Annotated in this window: 21 protein-coding genes; 11 read left to right on the forward strand and 10 right to left on the reverse strand. The window is 62.0% G+C overall.

The annotated features are described in order from the left end of the window. Window positions 1–92: 92 nt before the first annotated feature. The 5 genes from ACQ7C1_RS19310 to ACQ7C1_RS19330 form a co-directional block, all read right to left on the reverse strand. The gene (locus tag ACQ7C1_RS19310; RefSeq protein WP_430959465.1) at window positions 93–1,604 is read right to left on the reverse strand and encodes a helicase HerA domain-containing protein; all 1,512 of its coding nucleotides are present in this window, start codon (window positions 1,602–1,604) and stop codon (window positions 93–95) included. A gap of 128 nt (window positions 1,605–1,732) precedes the next feature. Then, a complete protein-coding gene (gene murI, locus ACQ7C1_RS19315; RefSeq protein ID WP_430959466.1) occupies window positions 1,733–2,533 on the reverse strand; it encodes a glutamate racemase in 801 nt (266 codons plus the stop codon). Further along, a complete protein-coding gene (locus tag ACQ7C1_RS19320) occupies window positions 2,514–3,344 on the reverse strand; it encodes an RNA methyltransferase (protein WP_430959467.1) in 831 nt (276 codons plus the stop codon). Before ACQ7C1_RS19320 ends, murI begins: the two co-directional genes overlap by 20 nt. Before the next feature lie 4 nt (window positions 3,345–3,348). Next, window positions 3,349–5,382: an FUSC family protein gene (locus tag ACQ7C1_RS19325; RefSeq protein ID WP_430959468.1), complete on the reverse strand. Its 2,034-nt coding sequence runs from the start codon at window positions 5,380–5,382 to the stop codon at window positions 3,349–3,351. Between the two features lie 74 nt (window positions 5,383–5,456). Continuing rightward, a complete protein-coding gene (locus tag ACQ7C1_RS19330; RefSeq protein WP_430959469.1) occupies window positions 5,457–5,999 on the reverse strand; it encodes a hypothetical protein in 543 nt (180 codons plus the stop codon). 188 nt (window positions 6,000–6,187) lie between these two features. Between ACQ7C1_RS19330 and ACQ7C1_RS19335 the strand changes: the two genes are divergently transcribed. The 3 genes from ACQ7C1_RS19335 (at window position 6,188) to ACQ7C1_RS19345 (ending at window position 8,605) form a co-directional block, all read left to right on the forward strand. Continuing rightward, complete coding sequence (locus ACQ7C1_RS19335) at window positions 6,188–7,399, forward strand: NADP-dependent isocitrate dehydrogenase (protein WP_020921416.1); 1,212 nt, start codon at window positions 6,188–6,190, stop codon at window positions 7,397–7,399. 65 nt (window positions 7,400–7,464) lie between these two features. Beyond that, window positions 7,465–7,911: a GNAT family N-acetyltransferase gene (locus ACQ7C1_RS19340; RefSeq protein WP_085778341.1), complete on the forward strand. Its 447-nt coding sequence runs from the start codon at window positions 7,465–7,467 to the stop codon at window positions 7,909–7,911. Between the two features lie 67 nt (window positions 7,912–7,978). Next, window positions 7,979–8,605, forward strand: a complete 627-nt coding sequence (locus ACQ7C1_RS19345; RefSeq protein ID WP_085778342.1) for a glutathione S-transferase family protein — start codon at window positions 7,979–7,981, stop codon at window positions 8,603–8,605. A 46-nt stretch (window positions 8,606–8,651) separates the two neighbouring features. Here the strand turns inward: ACQ7C1_RS19345 and ACQ7C1_RS19350 are convergent, their stop codons facing one another. From ACQ7C1_RS19350 to recA, 3 genes are all read right to left on the reverse strand, one after another. Further along, window positions 8,652–9,503, reverse strand: coding sequence for an AraC family transcriptional regulator (locus tag ACQ7C1_RS19350; RefSeq protein WP_430959470.1), 852 nt, complete (start codon window positions 9,501–9,503; stop codon window positions 8,652–8,654). A 140-nt stretch (window positions 9,504–9,643) separates the two neighbouring features. Continuing rightward, complete coding sequence (alaS, locus tag ACQ7C1_RS19355) at window positions 9,644–12,298, reverse strand: alanine--tRNA ligase (protein WP_430959471.1); 2,655 nt, start codon at window positions 12,296–12,298, stop codon at window positions 9,644–9,646. 155 nt (window positions 12,299–12,453) lie between these two features. Further along, entirely contained in the window at window positions 12,454–13,542 is a 1,089-nt protein-coding gene (gene recA, locus ACQ7C1_RS19360) for a recombinase RecA (protein ID WP_085780083.1), read from the reverse strand. 229 nt (window positions 13,543–13,771) lie between these two features. Between recA and ACQ7C1_RS19365 the strand changes: the two genes are divergently transcribed. Beyond that, entirely contained in the window at window positions 13,772–14,716 is a 945-nt protein-coding gene (locus ACQ7C1_RS19365; protein WP_430959472.1) for a carbohydrate kinase family protein, read from the forward strand. 89 nt (window positions 14,717–14,805) lie between these two features. Further along, on the forward strand, window positions 14,806–15,732 hold the full coding sequence (locus tag ACQ7C1_RS19370) for a pseudouridine-5'-phosphate glycosidase (protein WP_430959473.1): 927 nt from the start codon (window positions 14,806–14,808) through the stop codon (window positions 15,730–15,732). A gap of 78 nt (window positions 15,733–15,810) precedes the next feature. Here the strand turns inward: ACQ7C1_RS19370 and cckA are convergent, their stop codons facing one another. Then, complete coding sequence (gene cckA, locus ACQ7C1_RS19375; protein ID WP_430959474.1) at window positions 15,811–18,411, reverse strand: cell cycle histidine kinase CckA; 2,601 nt, start codon at window positions 18,409–18,411, stop codon at window positions 15,811–15,813. A gap of 306 nt (window positions 18,412–18,717) precedes the next feature. Between cckA and ACQ7C1_RS19380 the strand changes: the two genes are divergently transcribed. Further along, window positions 18,718–19,737 carry a flagellar biosynthetic protein FliO gene (locus tag ACQ7C1_RS19380; protein ID WP_430959475.1) on the forward strand — a complete coding sequence of 340 codons (1,020 nt, stop codon included), beginning with the start codon at window positions 18,718–18,720 and terminating at the stop codon, window positions 19,735–19,737. A gap of 405 nt (window positions 19,738–20,142) precedes the next feature. Next, on the forward strand, window positions 20,143–20,778 hold the full coding sequence (locus ACQ7C1_RS19385) for a DUF1062 domain-containing protein (protein ID WP_430959481.1): 636 nt from the start codon (window positions 20,143–20,145) through the stop codon (window positions 20,776–20,778). A 91-nt stretch (window positions 20,779–20,869) separates the two neighbouring features. Here ACQ7C1_RS19385 and dksA read toward each other — a convergent pair whose 3' ends face one another. Then, the gene (gene dksA, locus ACQ7C1_RS19390) at window positions 20,870–21,289 is read right to left on the reverse strand and encodes an RNA polymerase-binding protein DksA (RefSeq protein WP_008525884.1); all 420 of its coding nucleotides are present in this window, start codon (window positions 21,287–21,289) and stop codon (window positions 20,870–20,872) included. A 275-nt stretch (window positions 21,290–21,564) separates the two neighbouring features. Here dksA and ACQ7C1_RS19395 point away from each other — a divergent pair, with 275 nt between their 5' ends. The 4 genes from ACQ7C1_RS19395 to ACQ7C1_RS19410 all read left to right on the forward strand — a co-directional run bounded on the left by ACQ7C1_RS19395 (window position 21,565) and on the right by ACQ7C1_RS19410 (window position 25,447). Next, on the forward strand, window positions 21,565–22,059 hold the full coding sequence (locus ACQ7C1_RS19395; RefSeq protein ID WP_430959476.1) for a SixA phosphatase family protein: 495 nt from the start codon (window positions 21,565–21,567) through the stop codon (window positions 22,057–22,059). Between the two features lie 75 nt (window positions 22,060–22,134). Beyond that, window positions 22,135–23,610 carry a YcjX family protein gene (locus tag ACQ7C1_RS19400; protein WP_183700224.1) on the forward strand — a complete coding sequence of 492 codons (1,476 nt, stop codon included), beginning with the start codon at window positions 22,135–22,137 and terminating at the stop codon, window positions 23,608–23,610. Continuing rightward, window positions 23,607–24,686 carry a YcjF family protein gene (locus tag ACQ7C1_RS19405; RefSeq protein WP_183700222.1) on the forward strand — a complete coding sequence of 360 codons (1,080 nt, stop codon included), beginning with the start codon at window positions 23,607–23,609 and terminating at the stop codon, window positions 24,684–24,686. The genes ACQ7C1_RS19400 and ACQ7C1_RS19405 overlap by 4 nt, the downstream gene beginning before the upstream one ends. A gap of 209 nt (window positions 24,687–24,895) precedes the next feature. Then, entirely contained in the window at window positions 24,896–25,447 is a 552-nt protein-coding gene (locus ACQ7C1_RS19410) for a hypothetical protein (protein WP_430959477.1), read from the forward strand. The last annotated feature ends 45 nt before the right edge of the window (window positions 25,448–25,492 follow it).

Genomic DNA, 25,492 nt, shown 5'->3' on the forward strand with positions numbered 1-25,492 from the left:
AATGAAACACCGGACATTGCTGCCCGGTGCTTGGGGCGGTCTTTAGAGGCCCGTCATGAAAATGTCAACAGCGCCGAAGCGCGGTAAGGCTACTATTCCGCAGCCAGAGGCTGATCGCCCGTATCCGGCGCGTTTGCGTCGCCAGGCGCCGTCTGGCAGTTCATGTCGGGGAAAGCGACGATGCGCTTGCCGGAAAAATCCGTATGCACGACCACGATGCCCTGCTCCTCGAAATAGCCGAGCAAACGGCGGGCGCGGCGTGCGGAATGGGTGCCATAGGCGCGGGCGATGCGTGCGTCCGACGGGCACGGCTCATCGCAGACCGCGGCCTTGGCGAGCATCAGGAAGACGCCCTGCAGGTCGTCGGTGACTCGCGCCGATAGCGACAGTGCCGTTGCCCAGGCCTCCGTTCCGGCCGTCGCCGCATCGACTCCGGAGCGGGAGATCGCCACGCGCCTTCGAAAATCCGGCAGCGCGATCGGCGGTCCCGGAACACGACGCATGCGCAGCCGGACGAGAAAATCCTGGTAGAGTACGGAGTCGGTGCGAAAGCCGGATGCGGGATCGTCAAGAATTTCGGCAAGCACGCCGGCCAGGCGCTCCTCCCGTTCCTCGGGGGAGATCTCCGCCTGGCTCGCCCTCGCCTCCACCGGCACTGGGGATGCGGCCGGCGTCGAGCGCGAGAGTTCCGCCAGGATATCGGTCGTCGGCCGCGGCGCCGGCGGCGCGCGGCGCACGAGAGGGCGCTGGAACTCCTCCGGGTCGGGCGTGAAGATCAGGTCTTCGACATCCTGCGGCGCATCCGGCAGCGGCATCAGCTTGGGGCTCGATGAGCGCGCCGAGGTCTCCACCGCGCCGATCTGGATCGGCAGCGGCCGGCGCGACAGGGCCGGCCCGAGGGCGACGAAATTGCCGCGCTTCAGATCCCGGAACATTTCCGCCTGGCGCCGGTCCATGCCGAGCAGATCGGCGGCGCGCGCCATGTCGATATCGAGGAATGTGCGGCCCATCAGGAAGTTCGAAGCTTCGGCCGCGACATTCTTTGCGAGCTTGGCGAGCCGCTGCGTCGCGATCACCCCGGCAAGACCGCGCTTGCGGCCGCGGCACATCAGGTTGGTCATCGCGCCCAAGGACATCTTGCGCGCATCTTCCGAGACGTCACCGCCAACCGACGGCGCAAACATCTGCGCCTCATCCACGACGACCAGAACGGGATACCAATATTCGCGATCGGCATCGAACATGCCGTTGAGGAAGGCAGCGGCAGCTCGCATCTGCTGCTCGATATCCAGGCCTTCGAGCGTCAGAACGCAGGAAACGCGATGCTGGCGGATGCGGTTGGCGATGCCTGCCAGTTCCGCCTCGGTGCGTTCGCCGTCAACGACGATATGACCGAACCTGTCTGAAAGCGTGACGAAATCACCCTCGGGATCGATGATGACCTGCTGCACCCATTGGGCGGATTGCTCGAGCAGGCGGCGCAGGAGATGCGATTTGCCGGAGCCTGAATTGCCTTGCACGAGCAGACGGGTCGCCAGCAGCTCCTCGATATCGAGCGTCGCCGGAGCGCCGGACGCCAATCCCATATCGATGCCAACCTGCAATGCTGATCCTCGCGGCGAAGAGACTCACATGAATGAAGTGCCATTCTTCCGAAACGGCAGCGCCCCGTCTATCAAAGAATCTGCTGATTTTCAGGGCCGGATTTCGCCAACCCACAGGACAATTCCGCTCATGCCCTCAAGCCGAATCCCTGCATCAGCCGCCGCGTGGCAAAATCGGGATTGCCTGATGTGAAGAGTGCAAAGTCGAAATTATCCGGATGCACGGCATCGGCAATCAGCGGCACCAGCGTGCGGGCGCGGCGCGCGATTGCCTCGGCCGGATCGAGCCAGTCGACCGGCCAGGGTGCAAGCCGGCGGAAGAGGTTTGCCATGAAGGGATAGTGCGTGCAGGCAAGCACCACGATATCGGTCTTGTGACCCTCTTTCTCGACGAAGCACTGGTCGATCTCGGCGAGCACGGCCTCGTCGGATACGGCGTCGCCGCGAATATAGGCTTCGGCCATGCGGGCAAGGTTTTCCGAGCCGACAAGACGCACATGACATTGCTGCGCGAAGGACTGAATGAGGTCGCGCGTATAGGCTCGCTTCACGGTACCCGGGGTTGCCAGCACCGAGACCAGGCCCGAACGCGTCCGCTCCGCCGCCGGTTTGATCGCCGGTACGGTGCCGACGAAGGTCATCTGAGGAAAGGCCGCGCGCAGTTCGGCGCCGACGAGCGTGAAGGCGGTGTTGCAGGCTATAATGCAGACTTCGGGATCGTGCTCCTGAAGCAGCTTGCCGAAGAGCCCGATGATGCGCTCCTTCAGCGCCTGCTCTTCCCAACCACCATAGGGAAAGCCGGCATCGTCGGCGACATAGATGAAGCCCCGCTCCGGCATCAGGACACGCGCCTCGCGCAGCACGGTCAGCCCGCCTATGCCTGAATCGAAGACGAGGACGGGCTTCAGCTCATTGGTCGGCGCTGTCATCGGTTGGCGCTTCCTTGCCGGATCTGGTGGAACCGCCTTTGCGCGGAGTGTTACGCGAAAAGCGATCGAGGGAGGAGATAACGCCGCGCAACACGCTGATTTCCTGTTCGGTGAAGGCCCGGCGGGAGAGAACAGCGCGAAGGTTGTCGACCATTTTCGGCTTTTTCGAGGGCGGATGGAAATAGTTGCGCGAATCGAGCGCTGCTTCCAGCTGGTCGAACAGGCCGAAGAGCTGCTCCTTGGTGGAAGGCCGCTGCTCGATCGCTTGGAACGGCACGGCCTCCAGATCTTCCATGCCGGACTTCATCCATTCATAGGACATCAGAAGCACGGCCTGAGCAATATTCAGCGAGGCAAAGGCGGGATTGACCGGAAAGGTCACGATCTCGTCCGCCAGCGCCACTTCCTCATTGGTCAGGCCCCAACGCTCGCGGCCGAAAAGAATACCTGTTGCCTCGCCTGCCCGGAACCTTGTGCGCAGCGTCTGCGCGGCAAAAACCGGTGAGCGCACCGGCTTGTAGTTGTCGCGGCTGCGCGCCGTCGTCGCATACACGAAATTGAGGTCGGCGATCGCTTGCTCCAGCGTGTCATAGACCTTCGTCGCTTCTATCACGTGATCGGCCTTGGAGGCAGTCGCCTGCGCCTTCTCGTTTGGCCAGCCGTCGCGCGGATTGACGAGGCGCAGTTCCGCAAGGCCGAAGTTCGCCATGGCGCGCGCCACCATGCCGATATTTTCGCCCATCTGCGGCTCGACCAGAATGATGGCCGGTCCCTCGGCCAAAAGTTGACGCTCGCTGTTTGTGCCTGCCATGCTCTTATCCCTGTTTCGAGCGCGCAATAGCCTCGCCCGGCGCAAACGGCAAGACGTCAGGCTGCGGATAGAGCCTCTCCAGCGCCGAACCGATCATTTCGAGCCCCATCCTGGCGCCCTCGCGCGACACCAGCAAATGCCTTCCCGTCGTTCGCGACGCCTTGCGCTTGATGAAGAAACAAGCAGAGCCGCGTGGCGCCGCATCAGCGATCAGCGCCAGATCCGCAGCGATCAGCTTCTCCTGATCAGTGACAGCCGTCGCTTCGTAATTCTTCGCCAGGATGCGTGCCCAATAGGTGCAGGAGAGGAAGATCGCCAGCGTTTGGCGGATTTGGCCCGGCCGCGTCACCACCGACCAGGAGGAGCCGAGCGGGCGGGCTGCCACCGTCACATCGCGGTAGCAGGCATCGATCCTCTGCGACAGGGCGATCAGCTCGAAGCCGCTCTTGCCCTCGCCGATCGCATCGAGCAGGGCGCGCAGCGCTAGGAACCAGCGGTCGAGCGCCGTATCGAGCGCGCCGCGCGTGCGGGTGGGGAAAACGAGGAAAGCGACCGCCGTTCCGGCCGCCGCCCCAATCATGGTCTCGCCGATACGCAGCTTCAGGAGATCGAGCGTCAGCACACCGGTCATGCCGTAGACCAGACATAGCACGATCGAGATGAAGAAGGTCATCGTCGCGTAGGAAACCTGCAGGAAATAAAAGGCGAGGAAGATGCAGATGACCGCGACTGGAATGGCGATCGCCGACTGGCCTGAAATGAGCGTTGCAAGCACGAGGCCCATGGCAATTCCGAGCACGGTGCCGAGTGAACGCGACAGCGCCTTCATCGCCGTATCACCACGCGAATTGGTGTTGGTGAAGACCAGAAAGGAGGCAAGCACTGCCCAGAACCAACGCTCGCGCGACAAAAGCAGGCCGAAACTCATGGCGATCGCCGCGGCGATCGTGATCTGCAACGCTGCTCTCAGCAGCGGGTTGGCCAACGAAAAATCGACCACCGGGGATTGTCCAGTGTCCTCGGCCGCATCGATACTGGAAAAAAAGTGGGCCTGACCCTGGTTGATCACTTCGCTCAGTTGCTGCCGCGCCTCACCGAGCCAGAGAAGCGCCCGCATGGTTTCACCCTGCGGCTGATCCTTGATGGCGTCGGCCATACCCTCATATCTTGCCAGCTCCGCCGTATCCGCTTCGATCACTGCGTGGACGAGTGCAAAGGGCGGCGGGCTCTGAACGCTCAGCACGATTGCGCTTTCAGCGGCAAGATGGGCATCGAAGAGCCGGATCGCCAGCTCCGCGGCCGGATCTGCGGCGCCGTCGAACACGCCCCCGGGCGGACGCGGGATGAAGGTCTCGGCCATCAGCACCGCCTCCTTCAGCCGATCTTCCAGTTGGCGCAGCTCCTGCCGGTCGTCGTCGCCGACATCGCCGCCGGCAAGGGCAGCAAGCTTGAAGAGGATCTGGTTGATCCGGCCGCGGACGCTTTCGAGCGAGCGCAGCAGATCGCGCCGCCAATCGTCCGGCAGCAGCACCGCCCTCACCACATGGCCGACAAGCACCGCGACAATAGGACCGAACGCCACTTCAGGCAGCTCGGCAAACGACGGCTGGAAATAGGCGCCCATGAAATAGGAGGTGAAAGCGAACATGCCGATCGCAAAGCCGCGGGGCCCGAACACCCGTGCGGCTGACGCCAGCGCGATCACTGCCAGAAAGACGAGATCGGAGAAAAATCGGTGATCCTCCAGCCCGGCCGCGATGCCCACAACTGCAATGCTTGCGCCACAACCGAGAAGCCGCGTCACCAGTTGGCGCGAATTGCCCTTGTCGCGCACAGCCACCCCGCCCTCGATCGACAGAACGATACCGAGGCCGAAGGCGGCCCTCGGCAGTGGTGCGATCAGCGCCTGGATGGCAAGCAGGATCAAGACCGAAAGGACGATCGTCAATGTCACCCGCGTCGCCATGTGAAGGCGTGACAGCGCCGGATCGTTGGCAAGCAGCCAGTCGCGGAACTGAAACTTGGAAGACAAATGCATGAGCCCCTCATGCCATGACGATCGAAAGATACCGCCGCGGGAGCGGAAATCAAACCGCCGCTCGAATGTCTCGCTTACTGGCCGTTGGCAATCTGCGCCATGGTAGCCTTGAGCGAGATCGGCCCCTGCCCCTCCTCACCCTGAACCATGATGTCGTCGACGACGGATTTGCCATTCTCCTCGATTACCTCGAAACGCACCGTCGTAAAGTCATCTCTGTTGGGGGCGCCTTCCAGGCAAGTCGCTGCCTTGAATTTCACAGTCACCTCTGTCGTGCCGTTTGCCGGCTGGCCGTTTTCGATAGAGAGATCCTGCAGCGGGCAGGCATCCTGCCCGTTGACGATCACGTCATAGTCGAAGGGAGAAATGCCATCCTCGTCCGCAGCGGGGTTCTGAGCGGCTGCTTTGTACTTGTCGCTGAAATCCTTGCTGTAGAGCCGGCCGAGCATGCTTTCCTCGAAGACATCGATCCAGTCGCTGGCGTCGCTCGCCCAGTTCGTCTGCATGTCCTTCATGATTTCCTTCACCGGCGCAGCCGCGTCAGCTGCAAGCGAGAGGCCAGGTGCGGCAGACCCGGCGGCAAGCAGGCCGGCAAACAGAACGGCGATCTTCTTCATGGTAAATGTCCGGGACTCGGGGCTCAGGCGGCGGAGGGTAGCCATTTTCCAGCACTTGGCAATGGAGGCAAAAACGTCATGTCCCTGCCCGTTGCAGCTTTGCGTTCCCGGCTCACAATGCTATAGCGCTCCGGATTACATCACCCAGCCGGGACAATATCCCCTTCCAAGCTTAACGAGGCAGATACATGAAGAAGATCAAGGTCGCTAATCCCGTCGCCGATCTCGACGGCGATGAAATGACGCGCATCATCTGGCAGCTCATCAAGGATAAGCTGATCCATCCGTATCTCGACCTCGACATCGACTATTACGACCTCTCGGTCGAAAATCGCGACGCCACCAACGACCAGGTCACGGTCGACGCCGCCAACGCCATCAAGAAGTACGGTGTCGGCATCAAGTGCGCGACCATTACGCCTGATGAAGCCCGCGTGAAGGAATTCAACCTCAAGGAAATGTGGAAGAGCCCGAACGGCACGATCCGCAACATCCTCGGCGGCGTCATCTTCCGCGAGCCGATCATTTGCCGCAACGTACCGCGCCTCGTTCCCGGCTGGACGCAGCCGATCGTCGTCGGCCGCCATGCATTCGGCGACCAGTATCGCGCCACCGACTTCAAATTCCCCGGCAAGGGTAAGCTGACGATCAAGTTCGTCGGCGAAGACGGCACCGTCATCGAAAAGGAAGTCTTCAACGCGCCGGGCGCCGGGGTTGCCATGGCCATGTACAACCTTGATGAATCGATCCGCGAATTCGCCCGCGCCTCGATGATGTACGGCCTGATGCGCAAGTGGCCGGTCTATCTTTCGACCAAGAACACCATCCTCAAGGCCTATGACGGCCGCTTCAAGGACATCTTCGAGGAAGTCTACGAGACCGAATTCAAGGATCAGTTCAAGGAAGCCGGCATCACTTACGAACACCGCCTGATCGACGACATGGTCGCTTCGGCCCTGAAGTGGTCCGGCGGTTATGTCTGGGCCTGCAAGAATTATGACGGCGATGTTCAGTCCGATACCGTCGCCCAGGGCTTCGGCTCGCTCGGCCTGATGACCTCGGTTCTGCTGACGCCCGACGGCAAGACGGTCGAAGCCGAAGCGGCTCATGGCACGGTCACCCGCCACTACCGCCAGCACCAGAAGGGCCAGGAAACCTCGACGAATTCGATCGCGTCGATCTTCGCCTGGACCCGCGGCCTCGCGCACCGCGCCAAGCTCGACGACAATGCCGAACTTGCCAAGTTCGCCTCGACGCTGGAAAAGGTCTGCGTCGACACCGTCGAATCCGGCTTCATGACCAAGGACCTGGCGCTGCTGATCGGCCCCGATCAGCCGTGGCTCTCGACCACCGCTTTCCTCGACAAGATCGACCAGAACCTGCAGAAGGCAATGGCGTAAGCCCGTCTTTTCGCAATAGCATTGAACGGCGGGGATTTCCCCGCCGTTTTCATTTGGGAGAGAAAATGACGGTGACCGTGCACCCGCTCAAACCTTCAGATCGTGCCGCCTGGGAGCCGTTATGGGCAGCTTACCAGCGGTTCTACGAAGTGGTTATCCCGGCCGAGACGACCGATCTTACCTGGGCTCGCTTCCACGATCCCGACGAACCCATGCATGCGCTTGGCGCCTTCGACGAAGACGGCCGCCTCGTCGGCATCGTGCATGCCATCTTCCATCGGTCCTGCTGGCTGCCGCAATGGACCTGCTATCTGCAGGATCTCTATGTCGAAAACAGTCAACGCGGGCTCGGCACCGGAGCCGCGCTGATCGAAGGCGTCGCCGAGCTTGCCCGCTCAACGGGTGCCGGCAGGCTTTACTGGATGACTCATGAAAGCAATGCGACCGCGCGGCGCCTCTACGACAGGATCGCCGAGCGCTCGGGTTTCATCCAGTACCGCAAAGCGCTCTAGCTCCGGGCTTGCACAAAGACTTCGCCGCGCTATTGATTCCGCACAACAGCGTCACGAGGAGGACGTCATGAGCGAAGAGCTGGTATTCTATACGAACCCGATGTCGCGCGGCCGCATCGCGCGTTGGATGCTGGAGGAGATCGGCCAGCCCTATCGTACCGAGCTGCTGACTTTCGGCGAAACCATGAAGGCGCCGGAATATCTTCGGGTCAATCCGATGGGCAAAGTGCCGGCAATCCGCCACGGCGACACCGTCGTCACCGAATGTGCAGCGATCTGCGCCTATCTGGCAGAAACTTTCCCGGAAAAGAGCCTGGCGCCGAGGCCGGAGGAACGCGCCCGCTATTACCGCTGGATGTTCTTTGCTGCCGGCCCCCTGGAATCGGCGGTGACGATGAAGGCGCTCGGCTTCGAAATCCCTGCGGAACGCCTACGCATGGCCGGTTGCGGCGGTTTCGGCGACGTCATGAATACACTTGAGATGGCGGTCTCCCAATCGACCTACGTCACCGGCGAGCGCTTTACCGCCGCCGACGTCTATGTCGGTGCGCATATCGGCTGGGGTCTGGGTTTCGGCAGCATCGAGAAGCGCCAGGCCTTCATCGACTATTTCGGCCGCATCAGCGAGCGCGAGGCCTACAAACGCGCGAACGCATTGGACGACGAGGCCGGCAAGACGATGCAGGCTGCCTGACTGTGAATCCGGCGCGACGTCCGGAACGCCGCGCTGGGATCAGCCGTCAGGCAAGCGGCATGTGAATATCCGTCATCAGTTCTGTCGGCGGCACATCGCGCGGATTGTTGAGATATTCCTCGAACATGACACTGTCCTTCAACTGTCGTCCCGAGTTCGACAGCCATTCGGAATAAAGCCACTGATAGGCCCTATACATGTCCGCATAAGGACCCTTATGGCGCAGGACGGCATAGTTGCCACCCTCGATCGTATGTCGCTCGAACGGCGCTTCGGTGGGAACTCCTGGGGTGCTGGTGACGCAGGCGATGGAGCGCAGTTTTTCGGCCGGCACGATGTCGGGATCGTCGAGATAGACGCCGATCATCCGCATATCCGGCTTGGCAAGGCCGCGGGCGTAAAGCGTGCCGAACAATGTTTCGAAGGCTTTGCCGATCTGCATGTAGGAACCGGTGTGGGCGACGCCGATCAGTTCGATCGGCTCGATCTGCCGCAAGGTAACATCAAACATGGCTTTGGACTTTCCGTTAGGTGAGGGTTGGAACGCTGCATGGCTTCCCTCTTTCCGGTAGCGCGCCGGCGGCATGCCATAGACCGATTTGAAGATGCGGTTGAAAGATTGGAGATTGGGATAGCCTGATCGCTTCGCAATATCACTGACGGCAAGCTCCGTGCGGACGATCTCGCCCGCGGCGCGATGCAGCCTGAGCCGCTTGACGGTGGCCGCCAGCGTCTCGCCATAGATCGCCCGGTAAATCCTGTGCCAGTGATAGCTCGACAAACAGGCGATCTCGGCCAGACGTTCCATATCCAGTTCTTCATCGAGATGGTCGTGAATGTAGGCCGAAACCCGTCTTAGACGGGTCTCGTAAAGCGCCCATGCCGTGCCGCCGTTCATGTCAAAGCCTTATGCAAAACCGAATGACCACAGACAACCATATATCGAATTGACAAATCCTGCGGACCTGCTGCGGAAGCTGAAACGAAAAAAGGCGGAAGCCGAGCCTCCGCCGTTTGAAAATCCCGCAGATCTGATGATCAGCCGGCGAGCGCCAAAGCCACGGCCTCTATGGCGTCATCAGCCTTCGATCCGTCGGGGCCGCCGGCCTGGGCCATGTCGGGGCGGCCGCCGCCCCCCTTGCCGCCGAGAGCAGCCGAGGCGATGCGGACGAGGTCGACAGCGCTGTAGCGCTGAACGAGATCCGACGTCACCGCAACCACTGCGCTCGCCTTGCCGTCGTCGGACACGCCGACGAGGGCGACGACGCCGGAGCCGATGCTGGTCTTGCCGTCGTCGGCCAGGCCCTTCAGATCCTTGGGGTCGACGCCCGATATAGCCTTGCCGAGGAACTTGACGCCGGCAACTTCGCGCACGGCATCGGCCGAGTTGCCCTGCCCGCCGCCCATGGCGAGTTTACGCTTGGCGTCGGCCAATTCCCTCTCGAGCTTGCGGCGCTCGTCGATAAGCGCTTCGACGCGCGACAGGACTTCCGACGGCTGCACCTTGAGCGACGCCGCGAGCGTCTTTACGCGCTCGTCCTGCTCGGCAAGATATTCACGCGCCGTTTCACCGGTCACGGCTTCGATACGACGGACGCCGGCGCCGACTGCACTTTCGCCGAGAATACGGACGAGTCCGATCTGGCCGGTGGCCGACACATGCGTACCACCGCAAAGTTCGACCGAGTAAGGCTTGTCGGTCTTCGCGCCGTGCAGACCCGTGCCCATCGAAACGACGCGGACCTCATCGCCGTATTTCTCGCCGAAGAGCGCCATTGCGCCTTCGGCGATCGCGTCATCAACGCTCATCAGGCGGGTCGTGACGGGGGCATTCTGCAGAACGATCTCGTTTGCCATGTCCTCGACGACCTTCAACTCCTCGGCCGACATCGGCTTGGGGTGCGAAACGTCGAAGCGCAGACGCTCGGGCGCAACCAGCGAGCCCTTCTGCGCGACATGGGTGCCGAGCACTTCGCGCAGTGCCTCGTGCAGCAGGTGGGTCGCCGAATGGTTGGCGCGCAGGCGCGAACGGCGGGCATGGTCGACAGTCAGAACGACAGCATCGCCGGTCTTGAATGCACCTTCGACGACCGTGCCGGAATGCACGAAGAGGCCCTCGCCCTTCTTCTGTGTGTCCGATATCTCGATCTTGCCGTGGTCAGAGGAGATGACGCCGGTATCGCCCATCTGGCCACCGGATTCTCCATAGAAAGGCGTCTGGTTGACGACGATCTGCACCTTGTCGCCGGCCTTGGCTTCGTCGGCCACGGCACTGTCTTTGACGATCGCCTGCACCACGCCTTCAGCACTCTCTGTGTCGTAACCGAGGAACTCGGTTGCGCCATGCTTTTCCCTAAGCTCGAACCAGACGGTTTCAGTTGCCTTCTCGCCGGAGCCGGCCCAGTGCGACCGGGCTTCGGCCTTCTGGCGCTCCATGGCATCGGTGAAACCAGCTATGTCGACGCCGATCTCGCGAGCGCGCAGGGCGTCTTGCGTCAGGTCGAGCGGGAAGCCGTAGGTGTCGTAAAGCTTGAAGGCGGTCTCGCCATCCAGCATGTCGCCCTTGCCGAGATCAGCGGTCGCATCCGACAGCAGCGACAGGCCGCGCTCCAGCGTCTTGCGGAAGCGACCTTCTTCGAGCTTCAGCGTCTCCGAGATCAGCGCCTCGGCCCGCACGAGCTCCGGATAGGCGCGGCCCATCTCCTGCACCAGCGTCGGCAGCAGCTTATACATCAGCGGCTCCTTGGCGCCGAGAAGCTGGGCGTGCCGCATGGCGCGACGCATGATACGGCGCAGCACATAGCCGCGGCCCTCATTCGACGGCAGCACCCCATCGGCAATCAGGAAGGCCGAGGAACGCAGATGGTCGGCGATGACGCGGTGGCTGGCGCTGCCTTCCGCCTTGACTCCTATCGTATCCTCGATTGTGCCGGTCAGCGTGCGGAAAAGATCGGTATCGAAGACGCTCTGAACGCCCTGAAGGATGCAGGCCATGCGTTCCAGACCCATGCCGGTGTCGATCGACGGACGCGGCAGCGGATTGCGAACCCCCGGCTCGGTCTGCTCGAACTGCATGAAAACCAGGTTCCAGAATTCCAGGAACCGGTCGCCGTCCTCCTCAGGCGAACCGGGAGGGCCGCCCCAGACATTCTCGCCCTGGTCGATGAAGATTTCCGAGCAGGGTCCGCAGGGTCCGGTATCGCCCATCTGCCAGAAATTGTCGGAGGTCGGGATGCGGATGATCTTGTCGTCGGAGAAACCGGCGATCTTCTTCCACAAAGCCGCTGCTTCCTCGTCCTCGGAATAGACGGTCACCAGCAGGCGATGTTTCGGCAGGTCAAAGCCTTCGGTCACGAGCTTCCAGGCCAGCTCGATCGCATTCTCCTTGAAATAGTCGCCGAAGGAGAAATTGCCGAGCATCTCGAAGAAGGTCAGGTGACGCGCGGTATAGCCGACATTGTCGAGGTCGTTATGCTTGCCGCCGGCGCGCACGCATTTCTGCGAGGTTGTCGCGGTTGCATAAGGACGTTTTTCCAAGCCGGTGAAGACGTTCTTGAACTGCACCATGCCGGCATTGGTGAACATCAGCGTCGGGTCGTTGCGCGGCACGAGCGGACTGGACGGAACGATCTCGTGGCCGTTCTTCTTGAAATAGTCGAGGAAGGTCGACCGGATGTCGTTTACGCCGCTCATTCTATGCCCTTCAATGCTGCCGTAGGCAGATAAATTCAAATCCATCGGCTTTTAACGTTCGCCTCCGCCACTGTCCAGCCGACAAACAAAACCGGCCGCATTCTGATGAGGGAATGCAGCCGGCTGAGATATCGGATCAAGTGCAAGCGCGAAAATTACATTTCCGCGGCGGCATCGCCGTCATCGGCATCCGGACCGCCGTTCTGCAGGAAACGATCGGCGATCAGACCGGCATTCTGGCGCAGCGCCAGCTCGATTTCGCGGGCGAGATCCGGATTGTCGCGCAGGAAGGTTTTGGCGTTTTCGCGGCCCTGGCCGAGACGCTGGCTGTTATAGGAGAACCAGGCGCCCGACTTCTCGACGATACCGGCCTTGACGCCGAGATCGACGAGTTCGCCTGTCTTCGACACACCTTCGCCGTACATGATGTCGAACTCGACCTGCTTGAAGGGAGGCGCCATCTTGTTCTTGACGACCTTGACACGGGTCTGGTTGCCGACCACCTCTTCGCGCTCCTTGACCGAGCCGATACGGCGAATGTCGAGGCGCACGGAGGCATAGAATTTCAGCGCATTGCCGCCCGTCGTCGTTTCCGGAGAACCGAACATGACGCCGATCTTCATGCGAATCTGGTTGATGAAGATCACCATGCAGTTCGACTTGGAGATCGACGCAGTCAGCTTGCGCAGCGCCTGGCTCATCAGGCGGGCCTGCATGCCCGGCAGGCTGTCGCCCATCTCGCCTTCGATTTCGGCGCGCGGCGTCAGCGCGGCGACCGAGTCGACGACGAGAACGTCGACGGCGCCGGAGCGCACCAGCGTGTCGGTGATTTCGAGCGCCTGCTCTCCGGTATCTGGCTGCGAGATCAGCAGATTCTGCAGATCGACGCCAAGCTTACGGGCATAGACTGGATCGAGCGCGTGTTCGGCATCGACGAAGGCGCAGATGCCGCCCTTCTTCTGCGATTCCGCAATGGTCTGCAGCGCAAGCGTTGTTTTGCCCGAGCTTTCCGGCCCATAGATTTCAATGATGCGGCCCTTCGGCAAGCCGCCAATTCCGAGCGCGATATCGAGACCAAGCGAGCCCGTCGAAACCGTCTCGATCTCGACGACGTTCTCGTTGGAGCCGAGTTTCATGATCGAGCCCTTGCCGAACGACCGCTCTATCTGTGAGAGTGCCGCTTCAAGCGCCTTGCTTTTGTCCACCGATTTGTCCTCTACCAGCCGCAATGTATTCTGAGACATCCGATCCACCTTTAGGTTATTGAAGCCGCTCAAGCAATGTCGAGTTTGTACCCTATTTGTTCCATTCCCGCAATAGGCGCACAAACATTTGAAAGAAAAAGGTAAAACGGCCCGTGTTCTACATTTGTTTTATCGATGCAAAGCAACGACTTAGGCCCTCTGCGCAAGCTTTGCCGCAGCCGGGCAAAGAGCATCGATTCGCCCTTCGCACTTTATGATCCCGGGTAAGTTGATGAAAAAGATCCTCGTTCTCGGCGGTGCCCATATCGACAGGCGTGGCCGCATCTCCGGCGAAACGGCGCCAGGCGCCAGCAATCCCGGCACCTGGTTCGAGGAGCCGGGCGGCGGCGGTTTCAACGCGGCGCGTAACCTTGCAAGACTGGGTTTTCACGTGACGATGATCTCGCCGCGCGGCGGCGATCCCTTCGGCGAAATGGTCGGCGAAGCTGCCGATTTCGCCGGAATCGACGACCGGCCCTTCGTCTTCCTCGACCGCAAGACACCGAGCTATACGGCGATCATCGAGAAGAACGGCGACCTCGTGATCGCCCTCGCCGATATGGATCTCTACCGTTTCTTCGTGCCGCGGCGCCTGTCCATCCGCTGGGTGCGCGAGGCCTTCGCCACGCATGATTTCATTCTCGTCGACGCCAATCTGCCGGAAGAGACAATCGCGGCGATCGTCGCCAAGGCGAACTCCCTGGCCAAACCCGTTGCGGCCATCGCCATCTCGCCGGCCAAGGTGGTCCGGCTGAAACCCTGTATTAGGGATATCGACTATCTGTTCCTGAACGAGGCCGAAGCCGCTGCCGTTACCGGCTTGCAGCCGGAGGATTCGGGCGGTTGGCCGCCGCTCCTGAATGAGATCGGCATCAGAAACGCCGTCGTCACCCGCGGACGGCGCGAGCTCGTTGCGATTTGCAAAGACCGCGCCGTGGCGCTGCAGCCGCCAATCGCCGAAACCGTCCTCGATGTTACCGGCGCCGGCGATTCCCTTGCCGCCGGCACGCTCGCCGCCTTGATATCAGGCCTGCCGCTTGAGGAGGCCGTTCGCTACGGCGCGGCGGCGGCAGCGCTCACGGTGCAGTCACGGCACGCCGTCAACGAAAATCTGACTCCGGATCTCTTGAATGAGGCGCTTGCCCTTGTTCCCAAGGTCAGAATTCTGCATTGAAGCGGCTGAATTAAAGAGTTGAGCAAGATGCCGTTTCGAAAGCCGCCCACGCTTTTGGTATCATGCTCTGCCGATCACAGGACAAGACCATGACCAAGCCCATCTCCCCTCTTCTGCCGATCGCCTATTCGAAGGACGTCGCCAGCGCCAAGCAGCGCGGCGCGCCACTGGTGGCGCTGGAATCGACCATCATCACCCATGGCATGCCCTATCCCGGCAATATCGAAATGGCGCGCAGCGTCGAGACGATCATTCGCGAACAGGGCGCGGTGCCGGCGACGATCGCGGTCATCCACGGCACCCTTCATATCGGCCTTGAAGCCGCGCAACTGGAGCAGCTTGCCAAGGCAAAGGAGGTCATGAAGGTGTCACGCGCCGATCTCGCCTTCGCGATCGCCGAACGGCGCACCGGCGCAACGACGGTTGCTGCGACGATGATCGCGGCGGCCCGCGCCGGCATTCGTGTCTTTGCCACAGGCGGTATCGGCGGCGTGCATCGCGGCGCTGAGGAAAGCTTCGATATATCAGCCGATCTTGAGGAATTGGCGCGCACCGGCGTTATCGTCGTCTGCGCCGGCGCCAAGGCGATCCTTGACATTCCAAAGACGCTTGAAGTGCTGGAGACCCGCGGCGTACCTGTCGTCACCTATGAGAGCGAAGAATTCCCCGCCTTCTGGTCGCGTTCATCGGGTATCCGCAGCCCGCTCTCGCTGAACAGCCCGGCGGCCATCGCCAATTTCCAGACGGTGCGCGAACAGCTCGGCATCGACGGCGGCATGCTCGTCGCCAATCCGGTGCCGGAAGCCGACGAAATCGCGCGTGAGGAGATGGAGATCTATATCGAGCGGGCGCTTGATAGTGCCGAACGCGACGAAATCACCGGCAAGGCGGTGACGCCCTATCTGCTCTCGACCATTTTCGACCTGACGGACGGCCAGAGCCTGAAGACGAATATCGCGCTGGTGGAAAACAATGCGCGGCTTGCGGCAGAGATTGCCGTGGCGTTGGGTGAGTAATTGGTGGGTTCGTTTTATCGGCTTGAGGATTTTCAGAGAGGGTTGGCCGTGTGCCTCCCCGCAACCATCAAGCCGTAATCAGCTATCCAACGTTTCCTTCACCACCACGGCAAGCTGCTTCAGCGAGAACGGTTTCGGCAAAAACCCGAATTTCGCATCCGGCGGCAGATTGCGGGCGAAGGCGTCCTCGGCATAGCCGGAAACGAAGATGAATTTCAGGTCGGGATAGTTTTTACGCAACTCGCGCAGCAGCGTCGGGCCGTCCATTTCAGGCATCACCACGTCGGAAACGACGATGTCGACCTTGCCCTCGAGCTCCTCCATGATGCTCAGCGCCTCGACGCCCGAGCCAGCCTCATGCACGGTGTAGCCGCGCGTTTCCAGCATGCGCTTGCCGCCGCGGCGCACCGCTTCCTCGTCTTCGACGAGAAGGACGACGGCCGAGCCGGTCAGGTCCTCCGGCTGCTGCGCGGCCACCGCCGGCGCGGCTGGGACTTCATTGATGGCGTTGTCGATCGAACCCGCCTCCGCGGCAATCGCCGGTTCTGGGATGTGGCGCGGCAGGAAGACCCGGAAGGTCGTGCCTTTGCCGACTTCGGATTCCGGCTGGATGTAGCCGCCCGATTGCTTGACGATGCCGTAGACCATGGCGAGACCAAGTCCGGTGCCCTTGCCAACATCCTTGGTGGTGAAGAAGGGCTCGAAAATCTTGTCCATGATCTCGGGCGCGATGCCTGTACCGGTATCGGCCACCTCGACCAGCACCATGTCCTCGGCCGGCATGTAGGAATAATTGAAGGCCGCGACCTCGGCTGCGGTCAAATTGCGGGTGCGAAGCGTCAGCGTGCCGCCGTCAGGCATGGCGTCGCGCGCATTGACACAGAGATTGATCAGCACCTGCTCGAATTGCGAAAGGTCGGTTTTGACGGGCCAGAGATCGCGGCCATATTGCACATCGAGCTTGACATTGGTGCCGGAGAGCAGCCGGTCGACCAGCATGCGCAGGTCGCCGACGACATCGGTGAGGTTCAGAACCGAGGGCCGCATGGTCTGCTTGCGTGAGAAGGCGAGCAACTGGCGCACCAGCACCGCGGCGCGGTTGGCGTTGCGCTTGATCTCCATCAGGTCCGCGAAGCTTGCATCGGAAGGACGCGCCTGCAACAGCAGGTGATCGGAAGAAAGCAGGATCGCCGTCAGGACGTTGTTGAAATCATGAGCGATACCGCCGGCCAGCGTTCCGACAGCGTTCATCTTCTGCGTCTGCGCCATCTGCGCTTCCAGCGCCTTCTGCTCGGTCACCTCGACGGCATAGACGATCGCCGCCTCTTCCGGCGCCTCGTCGCTCTGGTCGATAACGGCGTTGACATAAAAGCGGAAATAGCGCGCCTCGTCTGTCGGCGTGCGGGTGTCGAGCGGCGGGATGTCGCTCTGCCGGTCCTTGGCGGCCGTCAGCGCCGCGGCCAGTTGCGGCCGATCGCTCTCCTGCACGATCGTTTCCAGATGTGGCGCCTTTTCCAGGTCGTCGCGCGAGACGATGCCGGAGAACAGCTTGAGGAACGGCGCGTTGGTGCGCAGGATGCGTCCGTCGCCGTCGACCGAGGCGATTGCCATCGGTGTATTGTTGAAAAAGCGGGTAAAGCGCATGGCGGCCGCCGAAGCCGACTGGCCGCTCTCGCTGCTTCTTTCGCGCGCCAGCACGATCGTCCGGCTTTCACCGGGCGCGCCGTCGCGCATTGAGGTGACGCTATGGATGATCTGCACCGGCAGGCTCTGGCCGTTGGTCTTGCGCAGATCAAGATCCAGCGTCACGGTCTTCTTCAGACCGGGCTCGGCCTGCACCGACTGGATCAGCGCCAGCCCCTCGCCCGCCACCAGGTCGCCGATCGACATCGAGCCCGGCAGGAACTTGGTTAGGTCGAGGCCCAGCCACTCTGCAAGCGTCGCGTTCAGGTAGAAGATCTCGCCCTTCCTGCCGGCGGAGAAGAAGCCGGCCGGCGCGTGGTCGAGATAATCGATCGCATTCTGCAGTTCCTTGAAGAAGCGCTCCTGATCGTCGCGTTCGGCGGTGATGTCAGTGATCTGCCAGATCTGCAGCGGCTTGCCGCCACCATCCTCCGGCTGCAGCAGCCGCACCTTCAGCCGGTACCAATGCGCGCCCGAGCTGTTGCTGCCGGGCCCGACGGCGCGCAGCAGGCGGAATTCCTCCCGGCCCTCCTTGCCCTCGCGCAGACCATTGATCAGCCGGTAGAGCGCCTCGTTGGATTCACGGTGCCGCGACAGCAGCGTTTCCAGCGTCTGCACTTCTGTTGCCTTGCGCGCGCCGGTGAGCGCGCCATAGGCGGCGTTGGCATAGATGATGCGGCCCTTTTCGTCGGTGATCAGCGTGCCGTCCGGGTGGCTGTTGAGGAAGGCGCGCGCCAGGCTGTCGGACTGGCGCTGCGGCATCACCTCGATGAAGCCGATAACGGAAGATACCAGGAAGAAGATGCCGACCATGGCGAGAACGCCGAGACCGCCGAGCACCATCTCGTTGTCGAGCGATCGCTTGAAGACGACAAAAGCCCCTGCGGCCGCAATCAGCACGAGCGCCAGGAGAAGAATGCGCAAAACCGTGCCAGAACGCCCCCCACGATCCACAAGCGGTGCGTTATAGTCGTCGACCTGACGCGGTTTCGTCATATATTCCTCGCATAAGCCTTTCCCACCTCGTAGCACGAACAAGAAGCGGGAATCAGGCGCTCTTTCCTTCTTAGCAATTTGCCACGCCGGCAAAAACACCGGTCGCCGGCAAGACCGCTTGAATTCACAGGCAAGAGCGCCATCTGCGCCGAATACTTCCGGCAGCGGCCCTCGCGAAGCCGGCAGCTGCAATTCGGCGCATAACACGAAAACGCGTTCGTGCGTGGCTGGACAGGACCGGCTGCCCTTGCCTAAGGAACGGAAAAGTCGTCAATATGTGCCGAATGTGAAATGGAGTGAGTGACCATGTTCGATGATCTTGTCGCAGCCTATGGCAGCCGTTTCCTGCTTGCGGCCGGTGGCGTCGGCCTGGCGCTCCTCCTGCTCATTCTCGCACTCTGGCTGATGCGAGGTCGCGCCCCTTCGCCCTTCGTACGCGGCGGCCGCAACCGTCAGCCCCGCCTGCAGGTGCTGGATGCGGCAGCCGTCGACGCCCGCCGCCGGCTGGTGCTGGTGCGCCGAGATGATGTCGAGCATCTTATCATGATCGGTGGCCCGACCGATATCGTCATTGAAAGCCGCATCCTGCCGGAGAAGTCCGAACAGCCGGAAAGCCTCTCACGCCCGGCGCCTGCCGCCGAGCGGCCGACCGCAGTCCCGCGGCCGGAAACACCGCCTGTTTCCGCCGCCCGTGCGCCGGTCACCCCCCGCGCCGAGCCGGCCACCGAGCCCTCCTTCGCTGCGCCCGCGTCGGAGCCGCGGCCGCGCCCCGAGGCCCCGCCCACCATGCCGCCGCCGGTGGCCACCAGCCCTCTTCCGCCAGAACCGGCGACGGCACCTCTATCGGCCGAACGCGACCAACCCCTGCGCGCTGCCTCGCCCCAGCCGCGCACCCCGGAGCGCCCCTCTGCTCCCGCCAGCGCGCAACCGGCATCGTTCCAGGATACCGCAAGCGCCGCCGAAATCCTGGATGCCGCCCGCCAGCGCGTGCTGCCGCAGCAGCGGATCGAGCCCGAGGTCTCCGCCCCGGATATGCCGGCGCCGCGCACCGCTGCCGCTACGGCCGAGGATGATGCGGCTGCGCAATCGGCAGCGGCGATCCGCCGTGATTTCCAACGGGTGTTGGAAGAGGAAATGTCGAACAATCTGACGGCCGAGCGGATCGTGCCGGCCCCGGCAAACCAGGCCCCTCGCCAGGCCGCACCGCAGCCGGCCAACCAGCCGCGCCGTGATCCCGAGCTTGCCCCCATCACCGGTGCCGACACCGACCTGCAGAAAGAAGTCGCCCGCATCTTCGGCGAAATGAGCGTCAATCGCGACAAGTAAGACAAACGCTTACATCTCGGTTGTCATCCGTTAGCTTCGTCATTAAGTTGCATAAAAGCCGCAATGCTGCGGCTTTCACCTCGCCGACGCCTTGGGGACTCCCTATCACGCCGATCATTTGCTATCGGTCAGATTGAAGAGCATTGGCGCATCCGAGGTAGACTTTGCCTAAGTAAATACCGGTCTCACCCCAGTTTCACCCGTGTAGCCGCAAGTGACGCGCTGGCGGCTTGCGAACATGTTCATCGGGTGGTGGCGAGAGACCGGTTTGGCATTGTTACAATGTGCCATGTGCAGCTCCGCTGTCTCAGCTCTTCAGCCGCCCCACAACATCGCCATACCGCGCCCACAAGGGTTTTCTCATGCACCATCTTGGTGGACTTCCGAACGGAAGACCAAGACGATATGTGCAAGACACTTCGGGTCCGATGGACCATCACTCCCAAAACGGCGCCCCAGCCATGGATTACCTGCGGTGGATGCGGGGGCCTCAGACCTTTCCGATCCAGCGGCAAGGTCCGGCTCAATGCCAACGGTCGCAAGCTCGACGCCTGGCTGATTTACAAATGCCTGATCTGCGAAAGGACATGGAACCGCCCGATCTTCGAACGCCGGAATATTCGAGACGTAGATCCGATGATTCTCGACGCGCTGCAGTCCAACGACCCGGACTGGATTCGGGCGGAAACCTTCAATCTTGATGCGCTGCGGCGCAAGTCACAGCGTGTGGACGAGTTCGCCGAATTCGACATCGCCAAGGAAATCCGGCACGAGACCGGAGGCTGGACGAGCTTGGAAATCGAACTGGCGGCTCCGTTTCCAACGAGCATACGCCTGGATCGGCTGCTGGCCGGCGAGTTGCAGATGTCACGCTCCCGCCTCCAGGCTCTTCACGATCGGGGCCTCTGTCGAACAGAGCCCGACCGGGCCGACATCATGCGACGGCGGATCATGAATGGCACCCTCGTCACAATCGATCTCCCCACGCAGGCGGAGCGGGAACCAATCTGGAAAGCTCTGGCGACCGACGCTCGCCCGTAACCTCTTCTTCGACACGCCGGGAGATGGCTCAACAAAAAGCGCCGCGATCGGATCGCGGCGCTGAATTTGTCTCATCTCTGCATGGGGATGGTCATTCGTCGCGGTAGACCTTTTCGCGACGTTCGTGGCGCTCCTGCGCCTCGATCGACAGCGTCGCGATCGGGCGGGCGTCGAGACGCTTGAGACCGATCGGTTCGCCGGTTTCCTCGCAATAGCCGTAGGTGCCGTCCTCGATGCGCTGCAGCGCCGCGTCAATCTTGGAGATCAATTTTCTCTGCCGGTCGCGGGCGCGAAGTTCGATCGCCCGGTCGGTTTCCGACGACGCCCTGTCGGCGAGATCGGGATGGTTTGCGCTTTCCTCGGCCAGATGGTCGAGTGTTTCGCGCGCTTCTCTAAGGATATCGTTTTTCCAGGCGACCAGCTTTGCCCTGAAGTAGGCACGCTGGTTTACGTTCATGAATTCTTCCTCTTCCGAGGGAACGTAATTGCTAAGATCGATCTTCTCACTCAACGCGATTCTCCTGAAGAACATCTCATCTGGCGGGGTGTATATCCCAAGCGCTAGCCGCGATTCAAGCCAAATACGACAGCTAAACAGATTTTTAAATCTGTTACAATTTTCAGCTAACGGACTATTTTCTCATGATTATTCGCCGCCGCAATTTTCGTCTCCTCTTCAAAACGCCGTGTTTTCGGCCACGTTTTGGGCCGTTGCGGCATGGCTGGCGGTTGACGGCGGAGGATCGCAACCGCTACTGAAAAGACCCGCCGATCCTGGATTTGCCCATGACCGTACCGCTGCCTCCGCCCAATCGCATCTATTTCCTGCGTCATGCCGAGGCCGCCTGGGCAGAACCCGGACAGCGCGATTTCGACCGGCCGCTCAACGAAAAAGGTTACGGCGATGCCGAGGTTATCGCCGACAAAGCCGCCGACAAGGGCTACCGTCCCGATCTTCTGATCAGTTCGACGGCGCTGCGCTGCCGCGACACCGCCGATGCCGTCCATCGGGCGATGGGTGTGGCACTGGACGTGAATTACATCGACGCGCTCTACAACGCCACGGTCGATACCTATGTCGAGATCGTCGATGCGCAGGATAAGGCCGCCGTCATGCTGATCGGCCACAACCCGACGATCGAGCAGGCGCTTGAGGCGCTGATCGGCCACGAGGCTATGGTGAACGCACTTCCCGCCGGCTTTCCGACGGCGGGCCTCGCCGTTGTCGATTTTGACGCTTCCGCAAGCGGCTGGCGCCTTATCGATTTCCTCGTCGTCTGAAGTCTTTCGCTGCGCTTCTTTTTCAGGCGACGCAGTCTTCCTATATTGCCGGCAGTCATCAACCGGAATTGCGCCTTGCCGCCACGCCTGACATCCCTCGCCGACGACGCGCGCATCGCGTTTGATAATCTCGCCGACAGGGCAAGCGGCCTCGTCAATCCGACCGTGCGGCTCGGCGTCACCGGCCTCTCCCGTTCCGGCAAGACGGTCTTCATCTCCTCGCTTGTTCACAATCTCCTGCATGGCGGCCGGCTGCCGCTGTTCGAGCCGGTGCAGTCGGGGCGCGTTTCAGCCGTGCGGCTGGAGCCGCAGCCAGATGACGCTGTGCCCCGTTTCCAATATGAGGATCATATCCGGGCGCTGGTGAAGGATCGCGTCTGGCCGGATTCCACTCGCGCCATTTCCGAACTGCGCATCACGCTCGATTATCAGAGCGCCAGCGGCTGGAACCGCCTGTTCTCGCCCGGCCGGCTGTCAATCGATATCGTCGATTATCCAGGGGAATGGCTGCTCGACCTGCCGCTGCTCGGCAAGGATTACCGCACCTTCAGCGAGGAAACGATCGCGCTTGCGCAAATCGGCGTGCGCTCCGAACTGTCGCGGCAATGGTTGGCGCTGACCCGTGCCGCCGATCTAAATGCCGGCGCCGACGAGATGGCTGCCCGCGCGCTTGCCACCGCCTTTGCGGATTACCTCAAGGCCTGCAAGGCCGACGAGCGCTCGCTATCCACCTTGCCGCCCGGACGCTTGCTTCTACCCGGCGATCTCGACGGCTCGCCGGCGCTGACTTTCGCCCCGCTCGTCCTGCCGCCGGGCACACGTCCCGATCGCGGCTCGCTCTGGACGATGATGGAGCGGCGTTACGAGGCCTATAAATCCGTCGTCGTCAAACCATTTTTCCGCGAGCATTTCGCCCGGCTCGACCGCCAGATCGTGCTCGTCGACGCGCTGCAGGCCATGAACCGCGGCCCCGAAGCCGTCCAGGATCTCGAGCGCGCGCTGACCGACGTGCTCGCCTGTTTCCGCCCGGGCACCAATTCGCTGCTCTCGTCGCTGCTGGGGCGCCGCATCGACCGTGTGCTGGTCGCCGCAACCAAGGCCGACCATCTCCATCATGAGAGCCATGATCGGCTCGATGCGCTGACCCGCCGCCTCGTCGATCGCGCCATCGCCCGCATCGGCATGGCCGGAGCCGGCATCGACGTGATGGCGCTCGCCTCCGTACGCGCCACGCGCGAGGCATCGGTCAAACGCGACGGCCATGAACTGCCTGTCATCGTCGGCACGCCGATGGAGGGCGAAACCATTGCCGGCGAACGATTCGACGGCCAGAGAAAGACCGCGATCTTCCCCGGAGACCTGCCGCGGGATCCGGAAAGCCTGTTCGACCGCATCGCTTCCGGCGAGACCGCCGATATCCTGCCCGACGTTAACGTCGTCAGATTCCGCCCACCCCATCTCGAGGAGACCGGCGGCGGCATCAAGCTCTCGGTGCCGCATATCCGCCTTGACCGCGCCATGCAGTTCCTGTTCGGAGACCGTCTCGCATGAGTAAGCCCCCCTCCGATTTGCCGCACCGCCCACCCGCCGCCTTCGCCTATGAGGATGAGGCTGCCGTGCCGCGCGACAATGGTCGGCAACAGCAAGGCCGGCGCAGACCGGAAAGCTTCTCGGACGACATCGTCTTGACGCCCGACGAGGAGGATCCCTTCATCAATCCGGACAAGGATGCGAGCGCAGTGCCGGTGGCAACACCGCGCAAGCGGCGCCCCTCCTTCGGCCAGATCGCACTAAGCGCCTTCGGGATCCTGCTGTCGCTCGGCATCGGCCTCTGGACCGACCGGCTGATCCGCGATCTCTTCACCCGCGCCGACTGGCTGGGCTATGCAGCTCTTGGCGTGCTGGCGATCGGCATTCTCGCCGTTCTCGCCCTCGTCATCCGCGAAACCGCGGGCATGATGCGCCTTGCCGCTGTTCAGGCGATCAAGGCGGAAGCAGAGGCAGCGATCCTCGAAACGCGGCCGGCGAAAGCGCGCGCCGTCGTTGCGCGCCTCACTACGCTTCTTGCGGCCAATCCCGAGACATCGAAGGGACGCGCGACGCTGAAGGCGACCGAGGGTGAGGTCATCGACCCCCCGCATCTGATCGCCCTAGCCGAACGCGAGCTGCTGGCCCCACTCGACCGCAAAGCGCGGGCGCTCATCGTCAACGCCTCCAAGCGTGTCTCGATCGTCACCGCCGTCAGCCCGCGCGCGATCGTCGATCTGCTTTATGTGCTCTACGAGTCCGTGCGCCTCATCCGCGCCATGGCCGAGCTCTACGGAGGCCGCCCCGGCACGCTCGGCATGTTCCGCCTCCTGCGTGACGTGCTGGCCCACCTCGCCGTCACCGGCTCGATCGCTGTCGGCGACAGTCTCGTCCAGCAGGTGCTCGGCCACGGGCTGGCCTCAAAGCTATCGGCCCGACTCGGCGAGGGCGTGATCAACGGTCTGATGACTGCTCGCATCGGAATCGCCGCGATGGATCTTTGTCGTCCACTTGCCTTTCGCGCGGTAAAGCGACCGGGAATCGGCGATTTTATCGGCGATCTCACACCTTCAATGTCGCCGCGCGGCAACAATCCTTAACTGACGAGGCGATTCCGCAGCTCTCACCTTCCCTCAGGTGAAGTTGGCGACGTTAAGTAGATTCAACACTGTAGCCGCCAGATCCTAAAATCCGCGCGGCATGACAGAAATCCAATCCCTCGCATTTCGACACAATCGAAACGAAGGATTAACCATTCTTCGGCAAAACTTGGCACCAGTTCGTGAGTGGTGTTTGCCAAGGAAAATCCATGTATTCGCGCCAGTTTCTCTTCTTATGCGGCCTCGCCGCCGCGGCATTGTCTCCTGTCGCAGACGTCGCTCCGGCAGCCGCGGCCGCAACCCGCGACAAGGCCTTCTTCGAATCCGTCACCGGCTCGTGGAAGGGCCCCGGCGAGATCGTCGCCGGCAAGTACAAGGGCACGAAATTCACCTGCAATCTGACCGGTGAACCCACTGGCGACGGCACTGCCGGCATCAAGCTCGACGGCACCTGCCGCGTCGGCGTCTTCAAGCAGCCGATGAGCGCCGTCATCTCGCAGTCGGGCTCCACCTACAAGGGAAAATTCCTCGACGGCGCCGCCGGAAAGGGTCTTGACGTTGTCTCCGGCGCCGTCACCGAGGATACCGTCGTGGTGGGCATCAACCGCGCCAAGCTGAACGGCGCAATGATCGCCCGCGTGCGTGATGACAAGACGATGAACGTCACCGTGTCGGTCAAGGTCGAGAGCCAGATGATCCCGGTTATCGGCCTGACATTGACTCGTCAGGTCGACGAAATGGCCGTCGGCTCCATCCAGTAGACGGTGCATGACGGATTTTCCTGAAGCGGCGGGTTTCCCCGCCGT

The organism is Rhizobium sp. Nf11,1 (assembly GCF_050587665.1).
Classification (GTDB): Bacteria; Pseudomonadota; Alphaproteobacteria; order Rhizobiales; family Rhizobiaceae; genus Rhizobium.